Raw genomic sequence first — 21,786 nt, 5'->3', positions numbered from 1 at the left:
TACTTTGGAAAGAAAAATTTGCTATTATAAGCGTTTTTAAGCGAATATTCTAGGTATTTTAGGCGAATGATAAGCCATGTTAATCCCAGCGCAACGTTTTTTTTTCGATGCAAATTTAAAATAAAATTCTTTAAAAAGTACAATAAAAAAGTAAAAAAAGAATGTTAAATTTTATTGACACTAAGGTGTGTCATTGAGGTTTTCGTCTTTAAAAAAAGGTATTTCGTCTATTTAGTATGCTAATTTTGACGGAGTGGTAGCCCTACTTTTTGGCGAGAGAGGAAAGAAGCATGGGTTGCTTGAGCGCACAACGATATCCTATCTGAAAAATCTCACGTGCTTTGCGAACGTCGAAAATGTCGTAACGGCCTACCTCTTTGGGTTCTAGCACAATATCACAGCGTTGGAGTCTTTCTTGGGTTTTGTTACGAACAGCTAAAAGCAAACTGCGTTCAATGATGGTACGCGTTGAGTTGAGGGGCTTGTCTAAGGAATGTGGGTTGCAATTGGAAGCGATGAGAAAATCAGCCTGGCGGTCGAGCAGGGGCTCAATGGGAAGGTTGTTGAGAACTGCCCCATCGACTAACATCCTTTTTTGAAAGTTAACGGGGGAAAAAATACCTGGTAGGCAGCTTGAAGCCATCAGCGGCCGAATGAGCTCGCCCTGATCAAAATAAACAATTTCGCCTTGTTCGATGTCTGTAGCCGCCACAATGAGTGGTGTTTTGAGCTGAGCAAACGAATTATGGGGAAGTAATTGGAGGTATAAATCTTCTACTTTGTCCATTTTCAGTAACCCTGGTGCTGAAAATGAAGGACGTAAGTATTTGAGAAAATTGGTCTTTAACAGGATTTGCAATACCTCGTCGGGGCTGTATCCATGAGCGACCAAAGCACCTGCGATGGCTCCTGCGCTTGTGCCAGCAATAAAATCGGGGACAATACCTTGTTCGTTTAATGCTTTAATAACGCCTAAGTGCATGATGCCACGGGCGCCTCCTCCCGATAGTACAAGTCCGATTTTCATATTATAGTTTTATATTTGTCGTCTGTATCGCAACAAATTTGTATAAAATAAAGATTCAATCATCCGTCACTCGACAATATAAATAACATGTCTATTGATTTTACAACCCTTCCGTCGCCTTGTTTTGTATTGGAAGAGCGCTTATTGCGCCAGAATCTACAACTTATCAAAGGAGTGATGGACGAGGCTGGCTGCCAAATCATCTTGGCTTTGAAAGGTTTTTCGATGTTCAGTGCTTTCCCGATTGTAAGAGAATATTTACCTGGGGCTACAGCTAGTTCACTCAATGAAATTAAATTGATCAATGAGTATCTAGGACACCCATCGCATACGTACATTCCTGCCTACAAAGACAATGAGTTTGATGAAGTCTTGGAGCGTAGTAGCCACATTACCTTCAATTCGCTTTCTCAATGGAATCGCTTCAAAGACAAAGTAAGTGCTTATAATGCCACTCACCCAGCGGCAAGTGTCTCGTGTGGAATTCGGGTCAATCCGCAGTATTCGGAAGTAGATACTGATATGTACAATCCGTGTGTGCCTGGTTCGCGCCTAGGAGTAACACGGGATCATTTTGGGTCGGAACTTCCCGAAGGAATTGAAGGGATTCATTTTCATACGTTATGCGAAAATGGTTCGGATGTGCTTGAGCGAACACTGGAAGCTTTGGAAGCGCGGTTTGGAGATTTATTGCACCAAGCAAAGTGGCTAAATATGGGTGGAGGCCATCTCATGACGCGCGAAGGGTACGATATTCCAAAACTCGTTCAGTTGGTAAAAAGGCTGAAAGAAAAGTATAAATTAGATGTTATTTTAGAACCAGGCTCGGCAATTGCTTGGCGAACGGGGTATTTGACTTCTACGGTTTTGGATATTATCAATAGCCAAGGAATTGAGGTCGCAATTTTGGATACATCATTTGCTGCGCATATGCCCGATACCCTCGAAATGCCGTACAAGCCACGTATTTTGGGGGCTTACCATGAGCCACAGGCAGGAAAACCAACTTATCGCCTTGGCGGAATGACTTGTTTGGCAGGTGATTTTATGGGAGATTATTCCTTTGACCAGCCGCTGGAAATCGGGCAAACGCTGGTCTTTGATGACATGATTCACTACACAATGGTTAAAACGACGACCTTTAACGGGGTAAATTTACCTTCAATTGGTATATTTCAGCAAAATGGTACTTTTAAACTTGTCAAAGAATATGGCTACGATAGTTTTAAAGACCGCTTGAGTTAGGTCAAGTGTAATGTACTCAAATTTAATAGACTATAGAAAAAAGTTGTAAAAAATATGAGTTGAACATGATAATCTATTGTTCAAATCGACTAAATTTGCAAAAAAGTCTTTTTTGTTAATAACCCTCAACCATAATGATTAACTCATGATTTCTAAAAAAGCCAAATACGCCCTCAAAGCTTTGAAAGTTTTGACCGAAGAGCATGGCAAAGGCCCTGTGCTTATTTCTCATATTGCTGAGCGCGAAAATATACCTAAGAAGTTTTTGGAGGCTATTCTGTTGGAATTGCGTAATCACGGTATTTTATCAAGCCAAAAAGGCAAAGGCGGAGGATACATGCTGAGAGTGGATCCAGAACGTGTCAATTTTGCGCAAGTGATTCGGGTTATTGATGGTCCCATTGCTCCAACACCATGTGTGTCTTTGCATTTTTATGTGAAATGCGATGACTGCATCGACGAAGCTACTTGTGCTTTAAGACCTATCATGGAAAATGTTCGGGATGCAAACTTGGGCGTATATGAGTCAACAACCCTTTCGATTTTTGTGAAATAGTTGAAAGCCTGGTATTTAGTCAACAATTAACAAATAACAGTGGCTCGCCACTTTAAACAACCCAATCCCAAATGGAAATTCTCGTTCGTGCGCACTCAGGTTTGCGATATGTCGTATTAGGGCTTTTGATAGCGGCTATTTTTACGGCATTCGGTAAGAAAAGTGAAAGTAATGCCCCATATTCTAAAGTATATTTGTTTGCCATGATTGCGACGCATACGCAATTACTTATCGGTTTGATTTTGTACTTTATGAACATTGGTGTGAAAGTACGATTTGATATGATGAGCGATAAGTTTTATCGCTTCTATGCCGTTGAACACCTCGTGGGGATGCTTATTGCCGTAGCTCTTATTACGGTCGGCAACGCCCAAGGGAAAAAAGGAAACCACGCAAAAGTGTTTACGTTTTACTTAATCGCATTGGTCGTTATTTTCTTATCTATTCCTTGGCCTTTCCGTAATCTAGGCGCAGGTTGGTTCTAATACTCGGTCAGACGATAGTCAGACCGAACCTACGATTTTAACATACAGTCTGACTATCGTCTGACTGGAACTCGGTCAAACGATAGTCAGCCCGAACCTGCGATTTTAACTTACAGTCTGACTATCGTCTGACTGGGACTTGGTCAGACGTCAGTCAGACCGACCCTACGATTTTAACGTGCAGTCTGACTATCGTCTGACTTAGGTAAAACAGAAATCGGTCAAATAAAGGTGTTCACTTCCTTTATTTGACCGATTTCTGTTTAAAAAATATCCAAAAAGAATAAACGAAAACAAAGTTACGGACAACCGAGCAACGTATCATTCATTTTCGTATATTAGCCACAGATTCAGAATTTTAACCCTCCCTGCCCATGAAACACGGTTACGCGCTTGCTGGATTGTTGTGGTGGTTTTCGTTGTCGTCAGGATTTTGCCAAAACCGCCTTTTTAAAGGTCACTGGTACGTCGGGGCCGATTTTGGTATCTTTAGTAGCCAAACCCGTATGGTGGCGGGAGAACTCCAAAAATATAGCTCAGGAGGCTCAGGTATCATGCCCATCTATGGCCTCAAAATTGGAAAAATCTTGAACCCTTATTTCTCGGTAGAAACGGGAGCGTATGCTTTACCGCTCAATCTTGTTTATCTATACCAAACAGATCGGGTCATTGGAACCAATTCCTTTCGTTTTTTAAGCATTCCAATTCGTGCCAACTGGCGAGTACGGGTTTTTCATGATAAGCTAGAAGCACACCTCGGCGCAGGTTTACAATACGTTCGTTCTAATACACCCTATAATTTTACTAAGTTTAGTGGCCTAATCACGTCGCGTGGGCATACATGGACTGATTCGTTGGCATATTCAGGTTCGGTTGGGGTCGTTCGCCAACATTCAATAAATGCCGAACTCAATGCAGGTATTCATTGGGCATTGTCACGCCGCTGGACATTGAACATGTATGCTCGCCAAATGGTCGGGATGATGAACATAGCTCAGATGGAAGTGTCAATCAAAAACAACCAAGAACCCACCGATAACGCAAGGTTTGTATCCAAAGGCGCAGGCTTTACCACTGGTGTAGGTATCCGATATAACCTTGCCCCTAAACGACGTTTCAACTAGCACCCAGTACGAATGGCTTTACAAACATCCTCACTTTTACGACAACTCACTGCTTTTTCGCACCGTGGTGTTGGAAGTAGCTCAAACACAAAAACGGTGACCCTGATTGCCGAAACTCTTCAGAAAAACGGCTTTACCGTCGAAAAACAAACATTTCAAACCCCAGCTACTTACGTCCCGATAATGTATTGGCTGATTGGGGTTTTGGCATTTGGGCTGTTAAGTGTGCAGTGGTGGGGGTTGGTTTCTGTGTTGTTGGTAGCCATATCAGCGGTCAATGGTGTCCTTTACTTCGATTGGCGTCCCTCTTGGTTGTTGTACGCCCCGCCTTTGGTGCGTGCTGAGAATGTGATTGGTCGTTATGGAAAAAAAAATAACGGCCGAAAAGTGATTTTGATGGCGCATTTCGACTCCGCCCCCGTATCGTTTTTGTATCGACGCCAGACCAAAGAAGGCTTCCGTAATTCTATTCGGGCAAGTATGGTCTTGATGGCTTTGGCTGTTCCTGTGGTAGGGCTGAGTTATCATTTGCCCCAAAACCAGTACTTGCTGGTGATTCGGGTGTTGTTGGTTACTTATTTTCTGGGGCAAGCCATTTTGGGAACAATAGGCTTTTGGCAAAAAGGCTTTACCAACGGTGCAAGTGACAATGCCACGGGCGTAGTAGCTGCGCTAGCGACTGCGGAAAAGTTGAAGGCGTTACTGAAAGATACTGAGATAGAAGTCGTACTGACCAATGCTGAAGAAGCAGGCATGATAGGCGCCTATCATTACTTTCAGAAAAAGTTTGATAAAAGTCGCCAAAATTACCTTATCAACTTCGATACATTGGGCAATGGCCAGTTGAATGTCATTACAAAAACGGGCAGTTTGTCGTTGATTGAATACAACAATGACCTAACAAAAGCGGCGCTGGCCTTGATTGAAACTGAGCCCCAATTTAAAGAAATAGCCATAGGAGATTGGCACACGGCTGATTTTGACTCCGTTTGGTTTGTTAGGGCAGGGATTCCTTGCATGACGCTTTCGGCCTTAGACGCCGAGGGAACCATGCCTAATATTCACCGCCCAGAAGATACTATTGACCATGTGGATGAAGCTCCCATGCACCAAGCGATAGATTTTGCGGTGGCTATTGCACAAAAAATTTCCCAGTAATTATTTGGAATAACTTCGGTATTCTTTGGTCCAGTTATAAGCCCCAAAAGCGGCGATAAAACAGAAAACAAAGTAAAGCAAAGCATACAGCTTTACGTCTTTGAGCGAATACATGTAGGTAGAAATGGCATCGACCAAGAGCCACACGTACCATGCTTCAATTTTTTTGCGAATGAGCATAAAAGTAGCAACAATGCTCATCACCGTGGTGAAAGAATCCATGTAAGGAAACGCGCTGGGCTGACTAAATAAGCTAGGAAGTAATCCGTGTAAGTTTTTGGCAAAAGTCCCTAATAATGCCGTACAGATAAGCCCACCGACACCCAGTAAAAGCCATTGTTGTACCGATAATTTGCTAATTCTAAGTTCGTTCTTGAGGTTGGCTTCCGCTGCCTTTGGGTATTTCCATTGCCACCATCCAATGAGGTTGGTAATGAAAAAGAATACCTGCAAAAACATATCGGGATATAATTGTATCTGATAAAACAACACAAAAGCGAGTACGACATTGACCAAGCCGATGATCCAGCTCCACACATTTTCACGGGCTGAGAGCCAAACCGCCACGCCGCCAGTGACTGTTGCCCAAAATTCGAGGTGGCTCATTTTATAACCCAATGCCTCAAAAAAGATGTTATTGATGTCAAAAAAAGTCATTGAAAAAGATTTTTTAAACTTAATAGTACAATTATGGCTCGAAAAAATCTATTTTGCGCCATATAACCTATAGTGAACCAACTCTAAGCTCAATATTATGGCAAAATCAACCAAAACAAAAAAAGAAGTTGTAGCCGAACCCTCTGTCCCTAAAAAAACGCGCAAGAAAGCCGAACCCGTTGTAGAAGCAGCAGAAACTGCCGAAATCGCGGTGGAGTTGAAAAATGTTGAAGAATATTCCCTGTTTTCCGAATTTGATATTTACCTTTTTAAATCAGGAAAGCATTACAAACTGTACGAAAAACTCGGTTCGCACGTCGTCGAGTTTAAAGGTGTCATTGGTACTTACTTTGCAGTATGGGCTCCCAATGCGCGTTTCGTCTCGGTGATTGGAAATTTTAACGGCTGGAACCGTGGAAGTCATCCACTAAGCGCTCGCTGGGATGGCTCAGGTATTTGGGAAGGGTTTATCCCGAATATTGGTCGTGGCGAAGTTTATAAATATTTTATTCACTCCAATAACCACGGCCAAGACCTCGAAAAAGCCGACCCGTTTGCCTTGTGGTGCGAAGTTGCGCCCAAGACGGCTTCGGTGGTTTGGGATACGTGGTACGAATGGCAAGACGACGCATGGATGCGCGACCGCCGAAAAAACAATGCACTTAATGCCCCTATGTCGGTGTATGAAGTGCATTTGGGCTCGTGGATGCGCGACCCCTCTGATCCTGAACGTTTTCTTAATTACCGCGAGATTGCCGATGCCATGGTGCCTTACGTCAAGGAAATGGGATTTACTCACGTAGAGTTCATGCCTATCATGGAAGCGCCCTATCCGCCGTCGTGGGGGTACCAAATCACTGGGTATTTCTCGTGTGCTTCGCGAATGGGAACACCGCAAGATTTGATGTACCTGATTGAAAAACTTCACGAAGCGGGCGTTGGGGTGTTGATGGACTGGGTGCCTTCTCACTTCCCTGGAGATGCGTACGGTTTATACAATTTTGACGGAACGCACCTCTACGAACACGCCGACCCTCGCAAAGGCTATCATCCCGACTGGAAGAGCTATATCTTTAACTACGGCCGCAATGAAGTGCGCTCGTTTTTGATTTCTAATGCTTTGTTTTGGTTGGAACGCTACCATGCCGATGGTTTGCGGGTGGATGCGGTGGCGTCGATGCTGTACCTCGACTACTCACGCAAACACGGAGAATGGATTCCTAATGAATTTGGAGGCCGTGAAAACTTAGAAGCAATTTCGCTTTTGCGCGAAATGAACGAAGCAGTTTATAAAGAATTTCCTGACGTTCAAACCATTGCCGAGGAATCGACGGCCTTCCCTGGGGTCTCGCGTCCCGTGTATTTAGGTGGGCTGGGCTTTGGAATGAAGTGGATGATGGGCTGGATGAACGATACCTTGAAGTATTTTGAAAAAGACCCCATGTATCGTCGTTGGCACCAAGACCAAATCACCTTTAGTTTGGTTTATGCCTTCTCCGAAAACTTTATGTTGCCACTTTCACACGATGAAGTGGTGTATGGAAAGGGCTCGCTGATTGGAAAAATGCCAGGTGATGAATGGCAACGTTTTGCCAACCTCCGATTGTTGTTTACCTACATGTACACGCACCCTGGAACGAAGCTGGTATTTATGGGTGGGGAGTTTGGGCAAGAACGCGAATGGAATTTCCAGCAGTCGCTCGACTGGCATTTGCTCAACCATGGCTCGCATCAAGGCATGAAAGCCTGCATGAAAGCCCTAAACCAAACACTGCGTACTCAGCCAGCTTTACACGATTACAACTTCTCACCCGAAGGGTTTGAATGGATAGATGCCCAAGACCGTGACAACTCAATTGTGGTGTATATGCGCAAAGGCATTAACCCAAGCGACACGATAGTGGTGGTGCTCAACATGACGCCAACGCCACAGTATCAATACCGCATAGGTGTTCCTGCGGTGGGTAGCTGGGAAGAGGTGTTTAATAGTGATTCGACCACGTATTTTGGTAGTGGCGTGGGCAATACAGTGCCGATTGCAGCCGAGCCTATCAAGTGGCATGGGCGGGAACAGTCGATATTGATTACGATTCCACCGTTGGCGGGTATCGTGTTGAAGCGCAAAGGATAACTGGTTAGACCTACGCATAAAAAAACTCCCTCGGTACATGCCTGAGGGAGTTTTTTTATGGTTGTGTAAAATCCAACATTAGAAGAGCAAACTTAAACCTCCTCCAAAGCTCAATAAACCTATTGGATGTACTTCTCTGATTTTGTCATCTACTTTATCTTCACCGATGGTGAGGGTGCTGGTGAGGTTGTTGTACGACGCACGCGTGCTGATGTAATCGGCATGGACGGCGAGGGCAAAATTGCGGGTTACTTTCACGCGAATGCTGCTGCCAGCACCTACAGAAAATGAACCGCTTTTGGTTTGGGAGGTTTTGATGGTCAAAGGCACATCATAAAACTGCCCTTTGAGTTCTGTCGATGGGCGTTCAATCCAAGAATAACCCCCTGTGACGCGGGCATCAAACATCAAAAGCCCTTTGGATAACGTCAGGTAAGGCCCTACCATGAAGTGCGAGCAGTTCCAAGTACCTCCTGTGACACTCCAACTTCCTCCAGAGTGACTTGTTTGGATATTTTGAACTAGCTTTTGGGTACTTGATTCATTTAAGCAATTGGTAAATGAACCTACTACCCCCAAACGACGCGTAAGACGATAGCCTCCTGTGATTTGCATAGAAGTACCACGCAGGGCCGAAACGTCCGAAGGTGCCGTGGGGTCGCCTTTCATGAGCGACTTTACAGGCATACTGATACCCCCTGAAAGGTTGATAAACCCACGGTGGTCGATGTGTGATAAAATAAAAGTTTGCTGGCCAAAACTCATACCTGCGATGAGCATAGCAACAACCGATGTATATACTTTTTTCATTTTATTGTATGGATTAAGGTTACTTGATTAGGGTCTATCAAACTCCGTGCCAAACTTTTAAATCGCTGATTTACAGTTCGGATTTGGTGCCAATGTTTTTGGTGAAAAAGATTTTGCGATATTCGTACATGGATTTAACTAGCGCAGAACTACTGGAGAGAATCGTCGGAAAAATTGCGGCTTTGCAGTCGAAAGGGGAAGGGTGTTTTGATTCGGGGCTTTTTCCCGCCCAGCGCGTCAACCGCTCGATTGGGTACGTAAGGCCAGATACGACGGTGTTTTTTACGGCTGTGGTTGTATTTACGTTACAGAAAATAAAGCCAATACTTTCGGCGAAAGCCCAGCAACTCGTGGAGGTAATCGAAGAAAAGGCGTTAAAAACGTACCCGCTTTTTCGGAACAAAGATGGTTTGAAAACGTATAATTTTTGGAAAACACGGCCGTCCAATCATTTTCCAAATGGCTATTTATTTCGCCGATTCGAACATTTTCGGATTCCCGATGACGTGGACGATACGGCCATGATTTATCTGACTTCATCGCCTACTAACGAAGAGGTAAAATGGCTAAAAGAGAAGCTGATTTTACACGCGAACCTCACGAAGCTACAGGTGAAGAATACGTACGCCGATTATCGGAATTTACGGGCGTATTCCACTTGGTTTGGAAAAAATATGTACATCGAATTTGACGCTTGTGTATTGGCTAATTTGATGTATTGTATTTATGAATACCAACTTCCGCTTAATCGACACGACGAGGATAGCTTGACTTACATTCGGTCGGTTATTGAAACGAATCGATACCTTGAGGAGCCGTTTCGCTGTGCCCACGAATACCCAAGAACGGTTCCGATTATTTATCACGTGGCCCGTTTGATGGGTGCTTTTGTGATTCCAGCACTAGAGCCGATTCGGGCAAAATTGATTGCAGATACGCAGCAGTTGTTGACCCAAAAACAACCGATTTTGGACGAAATCGTGCTAAAAACATCATTAATGCGCTTAGGCGTAACGACAGGCACAACCGTGAGTCGCGACATCTCCACCTTGACGAAGGCGGACTTTGAAGGGTTTTACTTTTTTATTGCGGGTTTGTTGACCGCCTACGAACACCCTTGGCTGTACCGATGGGCTAATTCTCCACTGGTACAAATGCGTTGGGAGTGTGAAGCGCACTGTTGGACGCTCATTGCCGAGTACGTGGCCTTATCACAAAGCTTGTAACGGTACTCCAAGCAGCGAAAAATGACTTGAAGTACCGTTGTCAGAATTAGAAATTAAACCGAAGTTTACCAAAGAAAGAGCGCCCCACGTAACCCATCTGTACTGATTCGTACATGCCTCCCGTTTCGCTTTCGTTGGGGTTATGGTTGTTGGTATAAGTGCCAAGTAGGTTGGAGCAGCCGACAATTAACCGAGCACCTTTTTTGAGCAAAAAGCCGACGGAGGCATCAGAAATAACACGGGCGTTGTAGATGTTTGAGATGTAATTGCCTTGGTCGTCTTGGCCGTGGCTTTTGATGTCAATTTTGGAGAAACCGATAAAACGAAGGTTCGCATTAAACTTAGGTTGTTGAAGCGCAAAAGTTAGGTTGAATTTATATTTTGGCGCAGCGTATAAAACGTAAGACTGGTCACGTTCCGAAAAATAGTACTCTTCTTTTCCTGCCAAAGACGCGGTTGTGTTGATTTTGCCCAAAGAAAGGTGGTTGTAATTCATGGAAAACATCGTTTCAAGTTTTCCTTTTTCACCAATTTCTGAAAAAGCCGTTCCTACAATGTCCACTCCATAACTTTGCGTACTCAGGGCATTAGTAAAAAATAAGGCCGATTTTACGTCCAAAGGTTTGAGGTATTTGGCAAGGTCGGGGTCGTCTTCGCTAAAATCTCCTGTCAACAAAATACGGTTTTTGACCGATACATAATAACCATCCACAGTTAGGCTAAAGTTGGTATTGGGCTTAAAAACAGCACCTGCGCTGGCGTTGATGGCGGTTTCTTGCTTGAGAGGTTGGACCCCAAGGGCGCGCGTAATGGAGCTATTGTTGGCGGCCAGTACTTTTTCAAAAGGGACTCCATCTACAACGTCGTTGAAGATAGAGCTAAAATGTGACTGGGCCAACGAAGGCGCGCGGAATCCCGTACTGGCTGATCCTCTGAGGGCGAAGGTTTCATTTACTTTTAGTCGAAACGAAACTTTGGCATTGAGGGCGTTTCCAAAATCGCTATAACGCTCAAAACGAGTCGCAAAAGTGGCCAACAGCGAGCGCGTAAGGTCGGTTTCTAGGTCAGCATAAGCGCCCAAATTGGTACGAACAGCATTCACTTCGTTGTCGGGCCGATAGCCTGGGAATGTCTGAGCGCCGCCAGGCAAATCGGCGGCGTTGGGGTACTTTTTCCAAGAAGCTTCTTCACCAGCAAACACATAGTAGTCTTCAACCCGTAATTCGGTACCTAGCGCTACGTGGGTCGTACGCAGGCCATTTCGAAATTTGCGCGTTAGGTGCGCTCCAGTCACGTTTTGCAATAACCCAAATCCGCCTGCATCAAATGAACGAGGGGAGTTTGCTCCCAATGAAGCGTTGAGGGTATTAGCTACGTTATAACGCATTTGATTTTGGCCAAAGGTATTGTTAATGTCGAAGTTCCAAGCATTGTTGGTTTTGGTTTTGACGCCCACGGAAAACGTCCCGTCCCAAATTTGTGATAAAATACGGGGTTCAAAACCATTGGGATAAATTGCTTTGATGTTCCGTTCGTTGTCGGCCTCATACGTCCAAGAATTCGCGTCAGTACCACGTGATTGAATACCGCCAAAAGCATAGAAAAACAGTTTTTTCTGACGGTTAAAAGGCGCTTCAGTGTTAAAATACACGCTATAACTGTTCACTTTGGCGTCGCCAAATTTGGCACGTGGCACCTCGCTATAAGCACTGCTCGAAGGCCGATACAAACGCCCACGGCCTATATAATCGGCAGTTATATCAAAAAAACCGTCGTTTTTAAGTGCTTTCCCGTAGTGCAAACTGTAGTTTTGAACAAAGCCGTCTCCTTGGTCGGTAATGCTGTGGTTGGTATTTAGCTTTAGTCCATTGGTGCTAGATTTCAGTACAATGTTAATAACACCCGCAATGGCATCCGAACCGTATTGAGCACTGGCGCCATCGCGTAATATTTCGACGCGGTCAATCGCTGCAACTGGAATGGTATTGAGGTCGGTAGGGGTGTTGCCACGGCCTGTGGTTCCAAATAAGTAAATAAGTGACGCTTGGTGCTTACGTTTACCATTGATAAGTACCAAAACTTGGTCTTGTCCAAGCCCCCGCAATACCGACGGGTCAACGTGGTCGGCACCATCCGAACCCGACTGGCGGTTGGAGTTGAACGAAGGGAGTACAAAATGGAGCAGTTGGCTCAAATCCAACTGTCCAAAAGCATCAGCAAACTGTTCAATCTTGATGTTATCGATGGCCACGGGGGTATCGGTGTAGGTACGGGTATTGGCGTCGCGCGTGCCGACTTCGGTTTCTTCCTGCGTAAGGTCACTAGAAACGCGCATGGAGATGTTGAGTTGATAGTCAACAACGCCAAAACGAATAAGGGTGCGGTAGGTGACATAACCTGGCATTGTAACTCGGACAAAATACTCGCCTCGACTGACGGGGATACTGTACCTGCCGTCGCGCCTTGTGGGGGCTGAGACATCAAGCCCTTCGACTGTGACCTGGGCTCCGATGAGGGGTTTTCCTGTTTGATTTTCGTACACGCGCCCTGTGAGTTGTTGGGCAATGACGGTAGAGTAGGCAATAACGAGCAAGAGTAAAGTTGTAATAACTTTTCTGGTAGAGAATAGCAGCATGATGGATTAGAGTAGTGTTGAGGTCAATAATTTCTACTTTGTTAAAGTGGTGTTTTTATGAGTTATTTCTTGACTTTGGTATATGCCTCATTTTTGAGCCACCTAAAAAGTAGCGTTATATTAAATCAATTGTTTGAAAATAACAATGATTTGTAAAAGGAACATTTTGTATTTGAATGCTTTTAAGAATAAATAGGCTTAATTCAATAGATATGAAGAGATTATCTGCGTTTTTGGGATTCATTTTATGTTTATTAGTAGGAATGGCATTCGTTCCAAAGGAAAAACAACAGCTGAAAGCCCCGCCAAAAAAGTCGGTGTTACATGCTGTTTATGACTCAAAAAATTCGACTATTTCGGTGCTTCGTTTAGGTATAAAACAACCGATTTTGGTACAAAATGTAAAACCCGACCACCGACCTTATCTGCACCCCATCGTGGCACCTGATGGGAAGGGGATTCTAACGGAGTATAGCCCAGGTCATCACAAACACCAAACGGGTATTTACTGGGGATTTACACGAGTCAACGGCCGCGATTATTTCCATCATCCCGAAGGCGATTATTGGCGTAAAGTCTCAGCCAAAGTCATCAAAGCACAGGGTACGGAAGTGAAATGGGAAACGGTGTATGACCTGCTCGACGAAAAGGGCAACGCCGTACTGACCGAAACCCAAACGTGGGTAATGCGGGAGCAGGATGGCCGCTATTTGCTGGATTTGGAATGGGCAGGTGAAGCCCAAACCGACGTCACCATCGGTAAGTACGACTACGGCGGGCTGTTTGTACGGATGCCGTGGAAGCAGGGCATCAAAGGAGAAGTTGTCAATGCGGCCCGCCAGAAAAACGAGAAGGCAGAGGGGCAGCGTGCGGGCTGGGTTGATGTAGGTATGCAGGTGGAAGGCCGTTCCGATTGGGCGCACATCGCGGTGCTCGACCACCCCGAAAACAAAGGTTTCCCGCAACATTGGCGGGTGGACGGTCAGCTGGGAATTGGCCCCGCCAAGGCACGCCTGAGCGACTGGCAGATTCCGAAGGGAAAAGTGGAAGTAATTAAACACCAGTTAGTGATTTATACGGGCGAGCTCAACGACGTGAAAATGAACAACACGTGGAGCGACTACAGCGGGCAGGAAATGATGTATTCGTTGTGGGGAATTGCGCAGCAGGAAGGCCGCGACGCTAAGTTTCTGACGCCCGAAGAAGCCATCGCCAACATGACGTTAAAGGAAGGCTTTAAGGTAAATACGTGGGCATCGGAACCGATGATGACACAGCCAATGGCCTTTTGCTGGGACGACCGTGGTCGCCTGTGGGTGGCCGAAAACCGTGATTATGAATCGCGGGGAAGTGGTTTCTCAAACGCAGGTAATAGCCGTATCCTGATTCTGGAAGATACCAACCACGACGGCGTGGCTGATACCAAAAAGGTGTTTTTAGAAGGCATTGCCTTTCCTGCAGCCATGGCGGTGGGTTTCGACGGGCTGTATCTGGGTGCTCCGCCGAACCTGCTTTTTGTGCCCGACCGCAACCACGACGACGTGGCCGACATGAACGATATTGAAGTACGTTTGACGGGCTGGGGCATTCGCGACCGCCACGAAACGCTGAACAGCCTGCATTGGGGACCCGATGGCTGGTTGTACGGCTGTCAGGGATTTGCGACGCCGTCGAAGGTGCGTAAACCACAGGGCAAAGGCAAACTGTATCGCCACAAAGACCCGTTCCCCGAAGATATTTTGCAAGGCGAAGGCGTGGACATCAACGGCGGGGTGTGGCGTTATCACCCGACTAAAGATAAGTTTGAAGTAGTAGCGCACGGGTTCAGTAACCCGTGGGGAATTGACTATAATGCCAAAGGGCAGCTATTTATCAGCGCCTGCGTGATTCCGCACATGTGGCATATTATTTTGGGCGGGATTTACCACCGTCAGGGCGGGCAGCACTTTAACCCCTACATTTACAGCGATATACGAACCATTGCCGACCACAGCCACCGCTCGGCCCACGGTGGGGCGCGGGTGTATCAGTCGGATGCGTTTCCTGAGGAGCACAAGGGGCGTATTTTTATGGCTAACATCCACGAACACGCCGTTTTATCGGATGTGCTGGTGCCGCGCGGGTCGGGGTTTGTGGCCAAACACGGCGATGAACTCCTGATGGCAAACAACGCCCAGTGGGTAGGGTTCAGCATGGAAGTGGGGCCTGACGGCGGGCTGTATGTGCTCGACTGGCACGATGCTGACATTTGTGGTAAGGAAGTGGTGAACAGCGAAACGGGGCGAATTTTTCGCATTATGCCGAAAGAATCACTGGCCAAGAACTGGGATGGCCGCTACGATGATTTGTCAAAACTAACGGATAAACAACTCGCCGCCCTGCAAACCAGCCCGAGTGACTGGCACGCGCGCCGTGCACGGGTGATTCTTCAGGCACGCGCCGTCAAAGGAAGCATTGCTGCCGATGCGGTGACGGAACTCCAGACGATTTTTCAACAACATACCAATCCTGATTTTCGCCTTCGGGGGATGTGGGCGTTGTACGTGACCAACCACTTGTCAGCCAATGATTTACAGGCATCGCTGGCGGACAAGGATGAATACGTGCGGGCGTGGGCGATTCAGTTGTTGTGTGAAGACAAAGCCCCTAACTCGGCGGCATTGGCCGCATTCGTAAAAATGACCAAAGACGACCCTTCGCCCGTCGTTCGGTTGTATCTGGCATCGGCCATACAGCGGGTGGATACTGAAACGGCGTGGAAAATCGCGGAGCAATTGTCGCGTCACGGCGAAGACAACGAAGACCACAATTTGCCTAAAATGATTTGGTTCGGACTGGAACCACTGGTAAAAACCAATCCGCAACGGGCGTTGGACTTGGCCGCTCAGGCGCAGATTCCACTGGTATCGAAGTACGTAGCCCGTCGGTTGATTGATGCCAATGCACCAGAAAGCGTAGTGGAAGCTTTGGCAAAGTTCCAGACTTTGCCAAAGCTAAATGTTGTCAGTATGCTGGAAGGGATGCGCGATGGGCTGGAAGGCCGTTTTGACCTCAAAGCCCCTGCCAACTGGTCGGGGTTGTACGCCAAACTCAAACAAAGCGGGGGTGAAACCGCCCAACTGGCGTTACAGATTGCCCAGCGTTTTGGCGATACCGAAGCCACGCAGAAGTCGATGGTGGCGCTCAAAAACAAAAATGCGCCGTTGGTACAGCGTCAGCAGGCGTTACAGGCCATTGCCGTTCGCAAGCGCGAGGAACTGGTGGCCGAAATTCCTGCCTTGCTCAACGAGCCAAAACTGCGTCTGGACGTGATTCGGGCCATTGCCGATTATGACAAAGAACCACTGGCGAAGTTGCTGATTGCGAATTACAAAGACTTTACGGCGGCTGAGAAACAACAAGCCATTCAGACCCTTTCGTCGCGGCCAAAATACGGCTGGCAGTTGACGCAAGCCCTTAAAAACCAGACGATCCCCAAGCGGGACGTGCCGCCGTATGCTGCGCGGCAGTTGCTGCGGGTGGTCGGTAGCGGGTTCATCGAAGTGTGGGGGCCGATTGAGCAGGAGCCATCGCTGGAAAAATCATATGCCAAATACCAGCGCATGATTACCGAAAAAGCCGTTGCGACGGCCAATCCCGTGAAGGGCGAGGCGGTGTTTCAGCGGACGTGCGGAAGCTGCCACAAAATGTACGGTAAAGGCGGCAACATTGGCCCCGATTTGACAGGCTCCAACCGCGCCAGTCTCGACTATTTGTTGTTCAATGTCCTGAACCCCAGCGGTGAAATTCAGGATGATTACAAACTCGTCGTCGTCACTACCCGTGACGGACGCACGTACTCAGGCAACGTCATTGCCGAAAATGAGCGTCAGCTAACGATGCGCGTCGTCGGGCAAGATGCTGTGGTTGTCAACAAATCCGCCATTCAGTCGCGGGAAGTAATGCCGACATCGCTAATGCCCGTCGGTTTGTTCGATAACCTATCAGATCAGGAAGTGCTGGATTTGGTCAAGTACCTGCGCTCGGTAAAAGGTGATAAGCAAGCGAAGAAGTAAAAAGATTCGCGCTGCCGAAAGTTTGAGCTTTCGGCAGCGGGGAAAGTAATTAAGTACTTACTGATATTTTTGAATTTAAATTGTACTTCGGTTGCTTCCCTTCGGTTGTATGGAGACCCAATAAAAATTAACTTTCGTATTATCTCGGTTTCGAGAGACTTGAATTTTTCATAAATAGTTGCTTAGAGGTCATTTTACATAATGAAACAAAATAAGAAACAAACCAATCAGTACGATAAGATTTTTAAAGAAAATATAGAGGCTGTCATACCAAGCCTTATGAAAAATGTACTGGGTATTTTGGCAGTCTCTACGGAAGAATTACCTGATGATGTGCAGCATACCAAAGAACGCAAGCCTGATGTATTAAAGAAAGTTGTTGATAGTGAGGGTAATAGTTTTGTGCTTCAAATAGAGTTTCAAGTTGCAGATGAACCAGAAATGGTGTATCGCATGCTAGAATACAAAGCGATGCTTTTGAGAAAGTACAAAGAGCCTGTGGAACAATTCGTGGTTTTTCTTGGTAAAGGAACGCCGCAAATGGTAACAAATTTGCAAACCAAGGGTTTAAATTTTGAGTATAATCTACGGTTTCTCAAAATGATTGACTACCAATTATTTCTAAAGTCGTCTAAACCTGAAGAAATTGTTTTTGCCGTTTTGAGCAATTTTGGTGCAGATAATCCTAAAAATGCAATTGAAAAAATAATTAGCAGGCTCGAAGAAACTGCTGAAACAGATTTATCGTTAAAGAAATACATCAACCAGTTGCGTATCTTGGCAGAGTTACGTAAATTAGATTTAAAAATTGATGAAATAATGGAAAGCATCGCAAAATACCTAAATGAAGAAAATGACTATTTTGTAGTCAAAGCAAAAAGAAAGTTTGTAGAGAATTTGCTTCAAAAATTGAATCTGACATTAGAGCAAATTGCAGACTTAGCAGGTGTTTCCGTTGATTTTGTTCAAAGTGTGAAGCAAAAACTATCAGACAAAAAGTAGCCCACTTTATTCTATTCAGCCCTCCATAAATGGGGAAAATAGCCTCCTACGTCATAATAACAAGCTTTTCAGGGTTTTTACATAAAATTATTTTTGTAGTATATTGACAAAAACAATAATTTGTCAATACGCTATGCGTATTTTACGCCAATTCACCCCCTAAACCCTATGCGAAACCACTATCTTCTAGCTTGTTTATCGATACTGAGCCACCGTTTTGGTATAGTGGCGCAGACCCAAACCAACATATTGAGATTTGATTTTTAAACGGAAGTCCTCCCTAACAGGGGAGGATTTAGGAGAGGCCATATCTATGCAGTCGGAAGTTGATTTTATTACGTATTTAGAAGCATTTATTCCGCTGTCGGTGGAGGCGAAAACGGCTTTGTCGGGCGTTTTGAAAGTGCGACAATACGCTAAACGTGAGTATATTGTGCCGTTGAATGGCGTCAACGATCTGATTTCGTTTGTGGTAAAGGGGTGCGTTCGAGAATATTATCTCAATGAACAAACCGAGGAAGTAGTGGTGTGGTTTGGGCTCGAAAAAGACATTGCAGTGTCGTTGCCAAGTTTCATTTCCCAAAAACCGAGTCACACGGCGATTCAGGCCATTGAACCTACCAAAGTGATACAAGTAAGTCGCGAAGATTTGTACCAGCTGTACGACCAATTTCACGAGATTGAACGTTTGGGGCGCATCATCGCGGAACATTATTTGATGAATAGCGATTCCTATATCAAAGAGCTACAAACTCAAAACGCCGCTGAACGCTATCAGCACCTGATGGAACAAAAACCCCAAATTTTACAACGAGTACCGCTGTCGATGATTGCTTCTTTCTTGGGAATCAGCGGCGAAACCCTCAGCCGAATCCGCGCCAAACGAGTAAGTCGTTGATTTTTTGACAAATGTCAAGAAACAGTCTGCCAATAAGACTATACTTTTGTCCAACAACCATAAACCTCATTCCTGTACATGAAATTATTAACAACCTTCGTCGGGGCTGTCATGGTAGCCGTCTTGATGACCGCCTGTGGTTCCAAAGAAACTAAAAAAAGTAAGCTAGACATTGTCACTTTGCCAAAGGCTACGCCCGAGCAAATGGAGGCGCTGGTTGCAAAGTTTATTGAAGCAAAAGAAGGCGAGACAATTGAAATTCCCGAAGGCTTTTACGAAATGAATACCCAGTTGATTTTGGATAAAGTCAACAAAGTAACCATCAAAGGAGCGGGAATGTACAACACGGTATTGTCTTTTAAAAACATCAAAACGGGAGGCGAAGGGGTGAAAATTGCGGGCGATGGCATTACGCTGCAAGATTTTACTGTCATGGATGCGCCTGGGGATTGCATCAAAACGCAACACTGCAACAACATCACGTTCCGCGCGGTGAACACTACTTGGACCAACGATAAAAATTCTAAAAACGGTACTTACGGCATTTATCCCGTTCAATGCAAAAATGTATTGGTAGAAAAATGCGAAGTTTCTCACTCGCGCGACGCGGGCATTTACGTGGGGCAATCGGAAAACATCATTGTTCGTGACAATTATGTGTTTGAAAACGTAGCGGGTATCGAAATCGAAAACTCGGACAATGCCGAAGTGTATAACAACCTTGCCGAAAACAACACGGGAGGAATTTTGATTTTTAATTTACCAGGTTTGCCCAAGGCTTTTGGTTCGCGTACAAAAGTGTATAACAACACATTGAAAGAAAACAACCACGAAAACTTTGCCGAAGTGAGCAATGGTCAAAATGGCAATGCCGTAACGATGATTCCTCCAGGCAGCGGCATTATCGTGCTGGCAGGAAATGAGGTGGAGATTTTTAACAATAAAATTTTGAATCACAAGACGTACTCGATTGCCATTGCAAGTTATCACATCACCGAGTTGCCCATTCCTAACCACCCTGGTTGGTCGCCGTTTACCACCAACGTTTCGGTGCATGACAATACCTTTGAGCGGACGTTCGGAGTACCTGACTTGACCAAAGAAATGGGGAAATTGGTGGCGGCGAAGTGCTTTAAATCGCAAGATGTGATTTATGATGGCATCATCGACGAGAAAAAAGGAAAATCGGCGGAGCAAAATCCGATGAATATTTGCATCAAAGAAAACCAGAAAGATTTTCGTTTCTCGCGCTTCCTAATCCCTGCCAGCGGTGCAGTCACCGAAATTGAGGTCTTTAATGATGTCAAGCCGTTTGCGATGTGTAACGTAGAGGTAAAAACGGACGTGGCGTCGGTGGGGCAATAATAAGGGTAGCCGTTACACGGCATGGCTTATGTTATTTCGTTAATTGCCACGTAGTGGTTACCCAATAAAATACTAAAAGTATGTTCAAATCAAAATTCTTATACTTAGCTGCGGTAACGATAACACTCGGTTGGCTATACAGTTGCAGGGTTCAAAACAGCTCAACGTCGCACCCTTCTCAACTGAATTTTAGCGAATTTCCCCTTAAAAAGCTCTCAGAATACGGTTTTTACAAAGGAGAATTAAAGCAATTGTTACCCAACGACAACGTGCTGGAATACGAACCTGCCGCGACATTGTTTACCGACTATGCCTTTAAAAAACGGTTTGTTTGGATGCCCGAAGGTACTTCGGCGACGTTTGATGTAAACCAGCCCAACGAACCGTTGGATTTTCCTGATAAAACAATTTTGGTCAAAAATTTCTACTATCCCCAAGATTTCTCCAAACCAACGGGCGAGCGTCGTATTCTTGAAACGCGCCTGTTAGTAAAAGACCAAGGAACGTGGAAAGCCTATCCCTACCGCTGGAAGGATGACCAAACCGAAGCCGATTATAAAATAACGGGTGAAACGATTCCTGTAAGCTGGAAAGACGAAGGAGGGCAAACGCACCAGATAAATTATGCCATTCCCAACAAAAATCAGTGTAAAAGCTGCCACAATCGGAAGGACGTTTTTATGCCTATTGGGCCAAAAATCAAGCAACTAAACCATGAGCTTGCCTACCAAGATGGAAAAGAAAACCAGTTGGCTCGTTGGCAAAAAGTGGGGTATCTGAAAGCCAAAGCAGAAGACATTGCGAAAGTAATTCCGTTGGTAAGTATGAACGAAGCGAAGGCATCGCTCAATGACCGTGCACGTTCGTATTTGGACGTGAACTGCGGGCATTGTCACCACGCCAATGGCCCCGCTTCTACGTCGGGTTTGTACCTAAATTACGAAGAAAAAGACCCGTTTCATTGGGGAGTGTTGAAGTCGCCCGTAGCAGCGGGGATGGGGGCGGGGCCTTACCGATTTGACATTAACCCAGGAAAAGGGAAAGAATCGATTCTTACTTACCGCATGGATTCGGTGCATCCAGGGGTAATGATGCCCGAAATCGGTCGAGTGAGCATCCACAAAGAAGGCGTAGCGCTGATTACGCAGTGGATTGATGGGTTGCAGAAGAGGAAATAGTGGCTGGGACTTTGTAAACAGATAAGCAAAGGTAAGTGGACATAAAGTTGCTTCTACTTTAACCCCATGCCTTTAGGCTGGGGGATGAAGTATGAGAATATAATGGGGCTTTAGCCCTGATTTTCAGAAGTTGAAGTGTTAAGTAGTTGAGCATAAATTTTAGTGTATTTGTAGTTTATATCGCTTCGGACAGGGCCGCCTGTGCGGAAGCACAACCTTTGTAGTAGTAGAGGG

Annotated in this window: 16 protein-coding genes; 12 read left to right on the top strand and 4 right to left on the bottom strand. The window is 45.5% G+C overall.

The features are described 5' to 3' along the window. Positions 1-262: 262 nt before the first annotated feature. On the bottom strand, positions 263-1,027 hold the full coding sequence (locus DTQ70_RS20380; RefSeq protein ID WP_122932520.1) for a patatin-like phospholipase family protein: 765 nt from the start codon (positions 1,025-1,027) through the stop codon (positions 263-265). A gap of 87 nt (positions 1,028-1,114) precedes the next feature. Between DTQ70_RS20380 and nspC the strand changes: the two genes are divergently transcribed. The 5 genes from nspC (at position 1,115) to DTQ70_RS20355 (ending at position 5,595) form a co-directional block, all read left to right on the top strand. After that, a complete protein-coding gene (gene nspC, locus DTQ70_RS20375; protein ID WP_122932519.1) occupies positions 1,115-2,272 on the top strand; it encodes a carboxynorspermidine decarboxylase in 1,158 nt (385 codons plus the stop codon). A gap of 145 nt (positions 2,273-2,417) precedes the next feature. Then, the gene (locus DTQ70_RS20370) at positions 2,418-2,828 is read left to right on the top strand and encodes an Rrf2 family transcriptional regulator (RefSeq protein WP_122932518.1); all 411 of its coding nucleotides are present in this window, start codon (positions 2,418-2,420) and stop codon (positions 2,826-2,828) included. 71 nt (positions 2,829-2,899) lie between these two features. Beyond that, positions 2,900-3,313 (top strand): cytochrome B, encoded by a 414-nt coding sequence (locus DTQ70_RS20365; protein ID WP_122932517.1) that lies wholly within the window; start codon positions 2,900-2,902, stop codon positions 3,311-3,313. Between the two features lie 374 nt (positions 3,314-3,687). Then, positions 3,688-4,437, top strand: a complete 750-nt coding sequence (locus DTQ70_RS20360; RefSeq protein ID WP_122932516.1) for a hypothetical protein — start codon at positions 3,688-3,690, stop codon at positions 4,435-4,437. A gap of 12 nt (positions 4,438-4,449) precedes the next feature. Continuing rightward, positions 4,450-5,595, top strand: coding sequence for a M28 family metallopeptidase (locus DTQ70_RS20355; protein WP_122932515.1), 1,146 nt, complete (start codon positions 4,450-4,452; stop codon positions 5,593-5,595). Here the strand turns inward: DTQ70_RS20355 and pnuC are convergent, their stop codons facing one another. Further along, positions 5,596-6,252 (bottom strand): nicotinamide riboside transporter PnuC, encoded by a 657-nt coding sequence (gene pnuC / locus DTQ70_RS20350; protein ID WP_122932514.1) that lies wholly within the window; start codon positions 6,250-6,252, stop codon positions 5,596-5,598. It lies immediately after the preceding gene. Between the two features lie 97 nt (positions 6,253-6,349). On the opposite strand from pnuC, the gene glgB reads away from it, so the two are divergent. Beyond that, positions 6,350-8,383 carry a 1,4-alpha-glucan branching protein GlgB gene (gene glgB, locus DTQ70_RS20345; protein ID WP_122932513.1) on the top strand — a complete coding sequence of 678 codons (2,034 nt, stop codon included), beginning with the start codon at positions 6,350-6,352 and terminating at the stop codon, positions 8,381-8,383. 78 nt (positions 8,384-8,461) lie between these two features. On the opposite strand, the gene DTQ70_RS20340 is transcribed toward glgB, so the two are convergent. After that, entirely contained in the window at positions 8,462-9,193 is a 732-nt protein-coding gene (locus DTQ70_RS20340; RefSeq protein WP_122932512.1) for a hypothetical protein, read from the bottom strand. Positions 9,194-9,321: 128 nt separating this feature from the next. On the opposite strand from DTQ70_RS20340, the gene DTQ70_RS20335 reads away from it, so the two are divergent. Beyond that, positions 9,322-10,419, top strand: coding sequence for a hypothetical protein (locus DTQ70_RS20335; RefSeq protein WP_122934494.1), 1,098 nt, complete (start codon positions 9,322-9,324; stop codon positions 10,417-10,419). Between the two features lie 46 nt (positions 10,420-10,465). On the opposite strand, the gene DTQ70_RS20330 is transcribed toward DTQ70_RS20335, so the two are convergent. Then, positions 10,466-13,054 carry a TonB-dependent receptor gene (locus DTQ70_RS20330; protein WP_122932511.1) on the bottom strand — a complete coding sequence of 863 codons (2,589 nt, stop codon included), beginning with the start codon at positions 13,052-13,054 and terminating at the stop codon, positions 10,466-10,468. Between the two features lie 212 nt (positions 13,055-13,266). Here DTQ70_RS20330 and DTQ70_RS20325 point away from each other — a divergent pair, with 212 nt between their 5' ends. The 5 genes from DTQ70_RS20325 to DTQ70_RS20305 all read left to right on the top strand — a co-directional run bounded on the left by DTQ70_RS20325 (position 13,267) and on the right by DTQ70_RS20305 (position 21,552). Further along, positions 13,267-17,109 carry a PVC-type heme-binding CxxCH protein gene (locus DTQ70_RS20325; RefSeq protein WP_122932510.1) on the top strand — a complete coding sequence of 1,281 codons (3,843 nt, stop codon included), beginning with the start codon at positions 13,267-13,269 and terminating at the stop codon, positions 17,107-17,109. Between the two features lie 201 nt (positions 17,110-17,310). Further along, positions 17,311-18,111 carry a hypothetical protein gene (locus tag DTQ70_RS20320; RefSeq protein ID WP_122932509.1) on the top strand — a complete coding sequence of 267 codons (801 nt, stop codon included), beginning with the start codon at positions 17,311-17,313 and terminating at the stop codon, positions 18,109-18,111. Positions 18,112-18,424: 313 nt separating this feature from the next. Next, complete coding sequence (locus DTQ70_RS20315) at positions 18,425-19,009, top strand: Crp/Fnr family transcriptional regulator (RefSeq protein WP_122932508.1); 585 nt, start codon at positions 18,425-18,427, stop codon at positions 19,007-19,009. A gap of 78 nt (positions 19,010-19,087) precedes the next feature. Continuing rightward, the gene (locus DTQ70_RS20310; RefSeq protein ID WP_122932507.1) at positions 19,088-20,374 is read left to right on the top strand and encodes a parallel beta-helix domain-containing protein; all 1,287 of its coding nucleotides are present in this window, start codon (positions 19,088-19,090) and stop codon (positions 20,372-20,374) included. A gap of 80 nt (positions 20,375-20,454) precedes the next feature. Beyond that, on the top strand, positions 20,455-21,552 hold the full coding sequence (locus DTQ70_RS20305) for an SO2930 family diheme c-type cytochrome (protein WP_122932506.1): 1,098 nt from the start codon (positions 20,455-20,457) through the stop codon (positions 21,550-21,552). The last annotated feature ends 234 nt before the right edge of the window (positions 21,553-21,786 follow it).

The organism is Runella sp. SP2 (assembly GCF_003711225.1).
In the GTDB taxonomy this organism is placed as follows: Bacteria; Bacteroidota; Bacteroidia; order Cytophagales; family Spirosomataceae; genus Runella.
This window is presented reverse-complemented; position numbering and strand designations above follow the sequence as displayed.

Excerpts from the sequence above, each read along its gene's own strand:
- DTQ70_RS20340 (WP_122932512.1), bottom strand. The coding sequence starts at position 9,193 with ATGAAAAAAGTATATACATCGGTTGTTGCTATGCTCATCGCAGGTATG.
- DTQ70_RS20325 (WP_122932510.1), top strand. The coding sequence starts at position 13,267 with ATGAAGAGATTATCTGCGTTTTTGGGATTCATTTTATGTTTATTAGTA.
- glgB (WP_122932513.1), top strand. The coding sequence starts at position 6,350 with ATGGCAAAATCAACCAAAACAAAAAAAGAAGTTGTAGCCGAACCCTCT.
- pnuC (WP_122932514.1), bottom strand. The coding sequence starts at position 6,252 with ATGACTTTTTTTGACATCAATAACATCTTTTTTGAGGCATTGGGTTAT.
- DTQ70_RS20310 (WP_122932507.1), top strand. The coding sequence starts at position 19,088 with ATGAAATTATTAACAACCTTCGTCGGGGCTGTCATGGTAGCCGTCTTG.
- DTQ70_RS20365 (WP_122932517.1), top strand. The coding sequence starts at position 2,900 with ATGGAAATTCTCGTTCGTGCGCACTCAGGTTTGCGATATGTCGTATTA.
- DTQ70_RS20320 (WP_122932509.1), top strand. The coding sequence starts at position 17,311 with ATGAAACAAAATAAGAAACAAACCAATCAGTACGATAAGATTTTTAAA.
- DTQ70_RS20305 (WP_122932506.1), top strand. The coding sequence starts at position 20,455 with ATGTTCAAATCAAAATTCTTATACTTAGCTGCGGTAACGATAACACTC.
- nspC (WP_122932519.1), top strand. The coding sequence starts at position 1,115 with ATGTCTATTGATTTTACAACCCTTCCGTCGCCTTGTTTTGTATTGGAA.
- DTQ70_RS20360 (WP_122932516.1), top strand. The coding sequence starts at position 3,688 with ATGAAACACGGTTACGCGCTTGCTGGATTGTTGTGGTGGTTTTCGTTG.
- DTQ70_RS20315 (WP_122932508.1), top strand. The coding sequence starts at position 18,425 with ATGCAGTCGGAAGTTGATTTTATTACGTATTTAGAAGCATTTATTCCG.
- DTQ70_RS20370 (WP_122932518.1), top strand. The coding sequence starts at position 2,418 with ATGATTTCTAAAAAAGCCAAATACGCCCTCAAAGCTTTGAAAGTTTTG.
- DTQ70_RS20380 (WP_122932520.1), bottom strand. The coding sequence starts at position 1,027 with ATGAAAATCGGACTTGTACTATCGGGAGGAGGCGCCCGTGGCATCATG.
- DTQ70_RS20335 (WP_122934494.1), top strand. The coding sequence starts at position 9,322 with ATGGATTTAACTAGCGCAGAACTACTGGAGAGAATCGTCGGAAAAATT.
- DTQ70_RS20330 (WP_122932511.1), bottom strand. The coding sequence starts at position 13,054 with ATGCTGCTATTCTCTACCAGAAAAGTTATTACAACTTTACTCTTGCTC.
- DTQ70_RS20355 (WP_122932515.1), top strand. The coding sequence starts at position 4,450 with ATGGCTTTACAAACATCCTCACTTTTACGACAACTCACTGCTTTTTCG.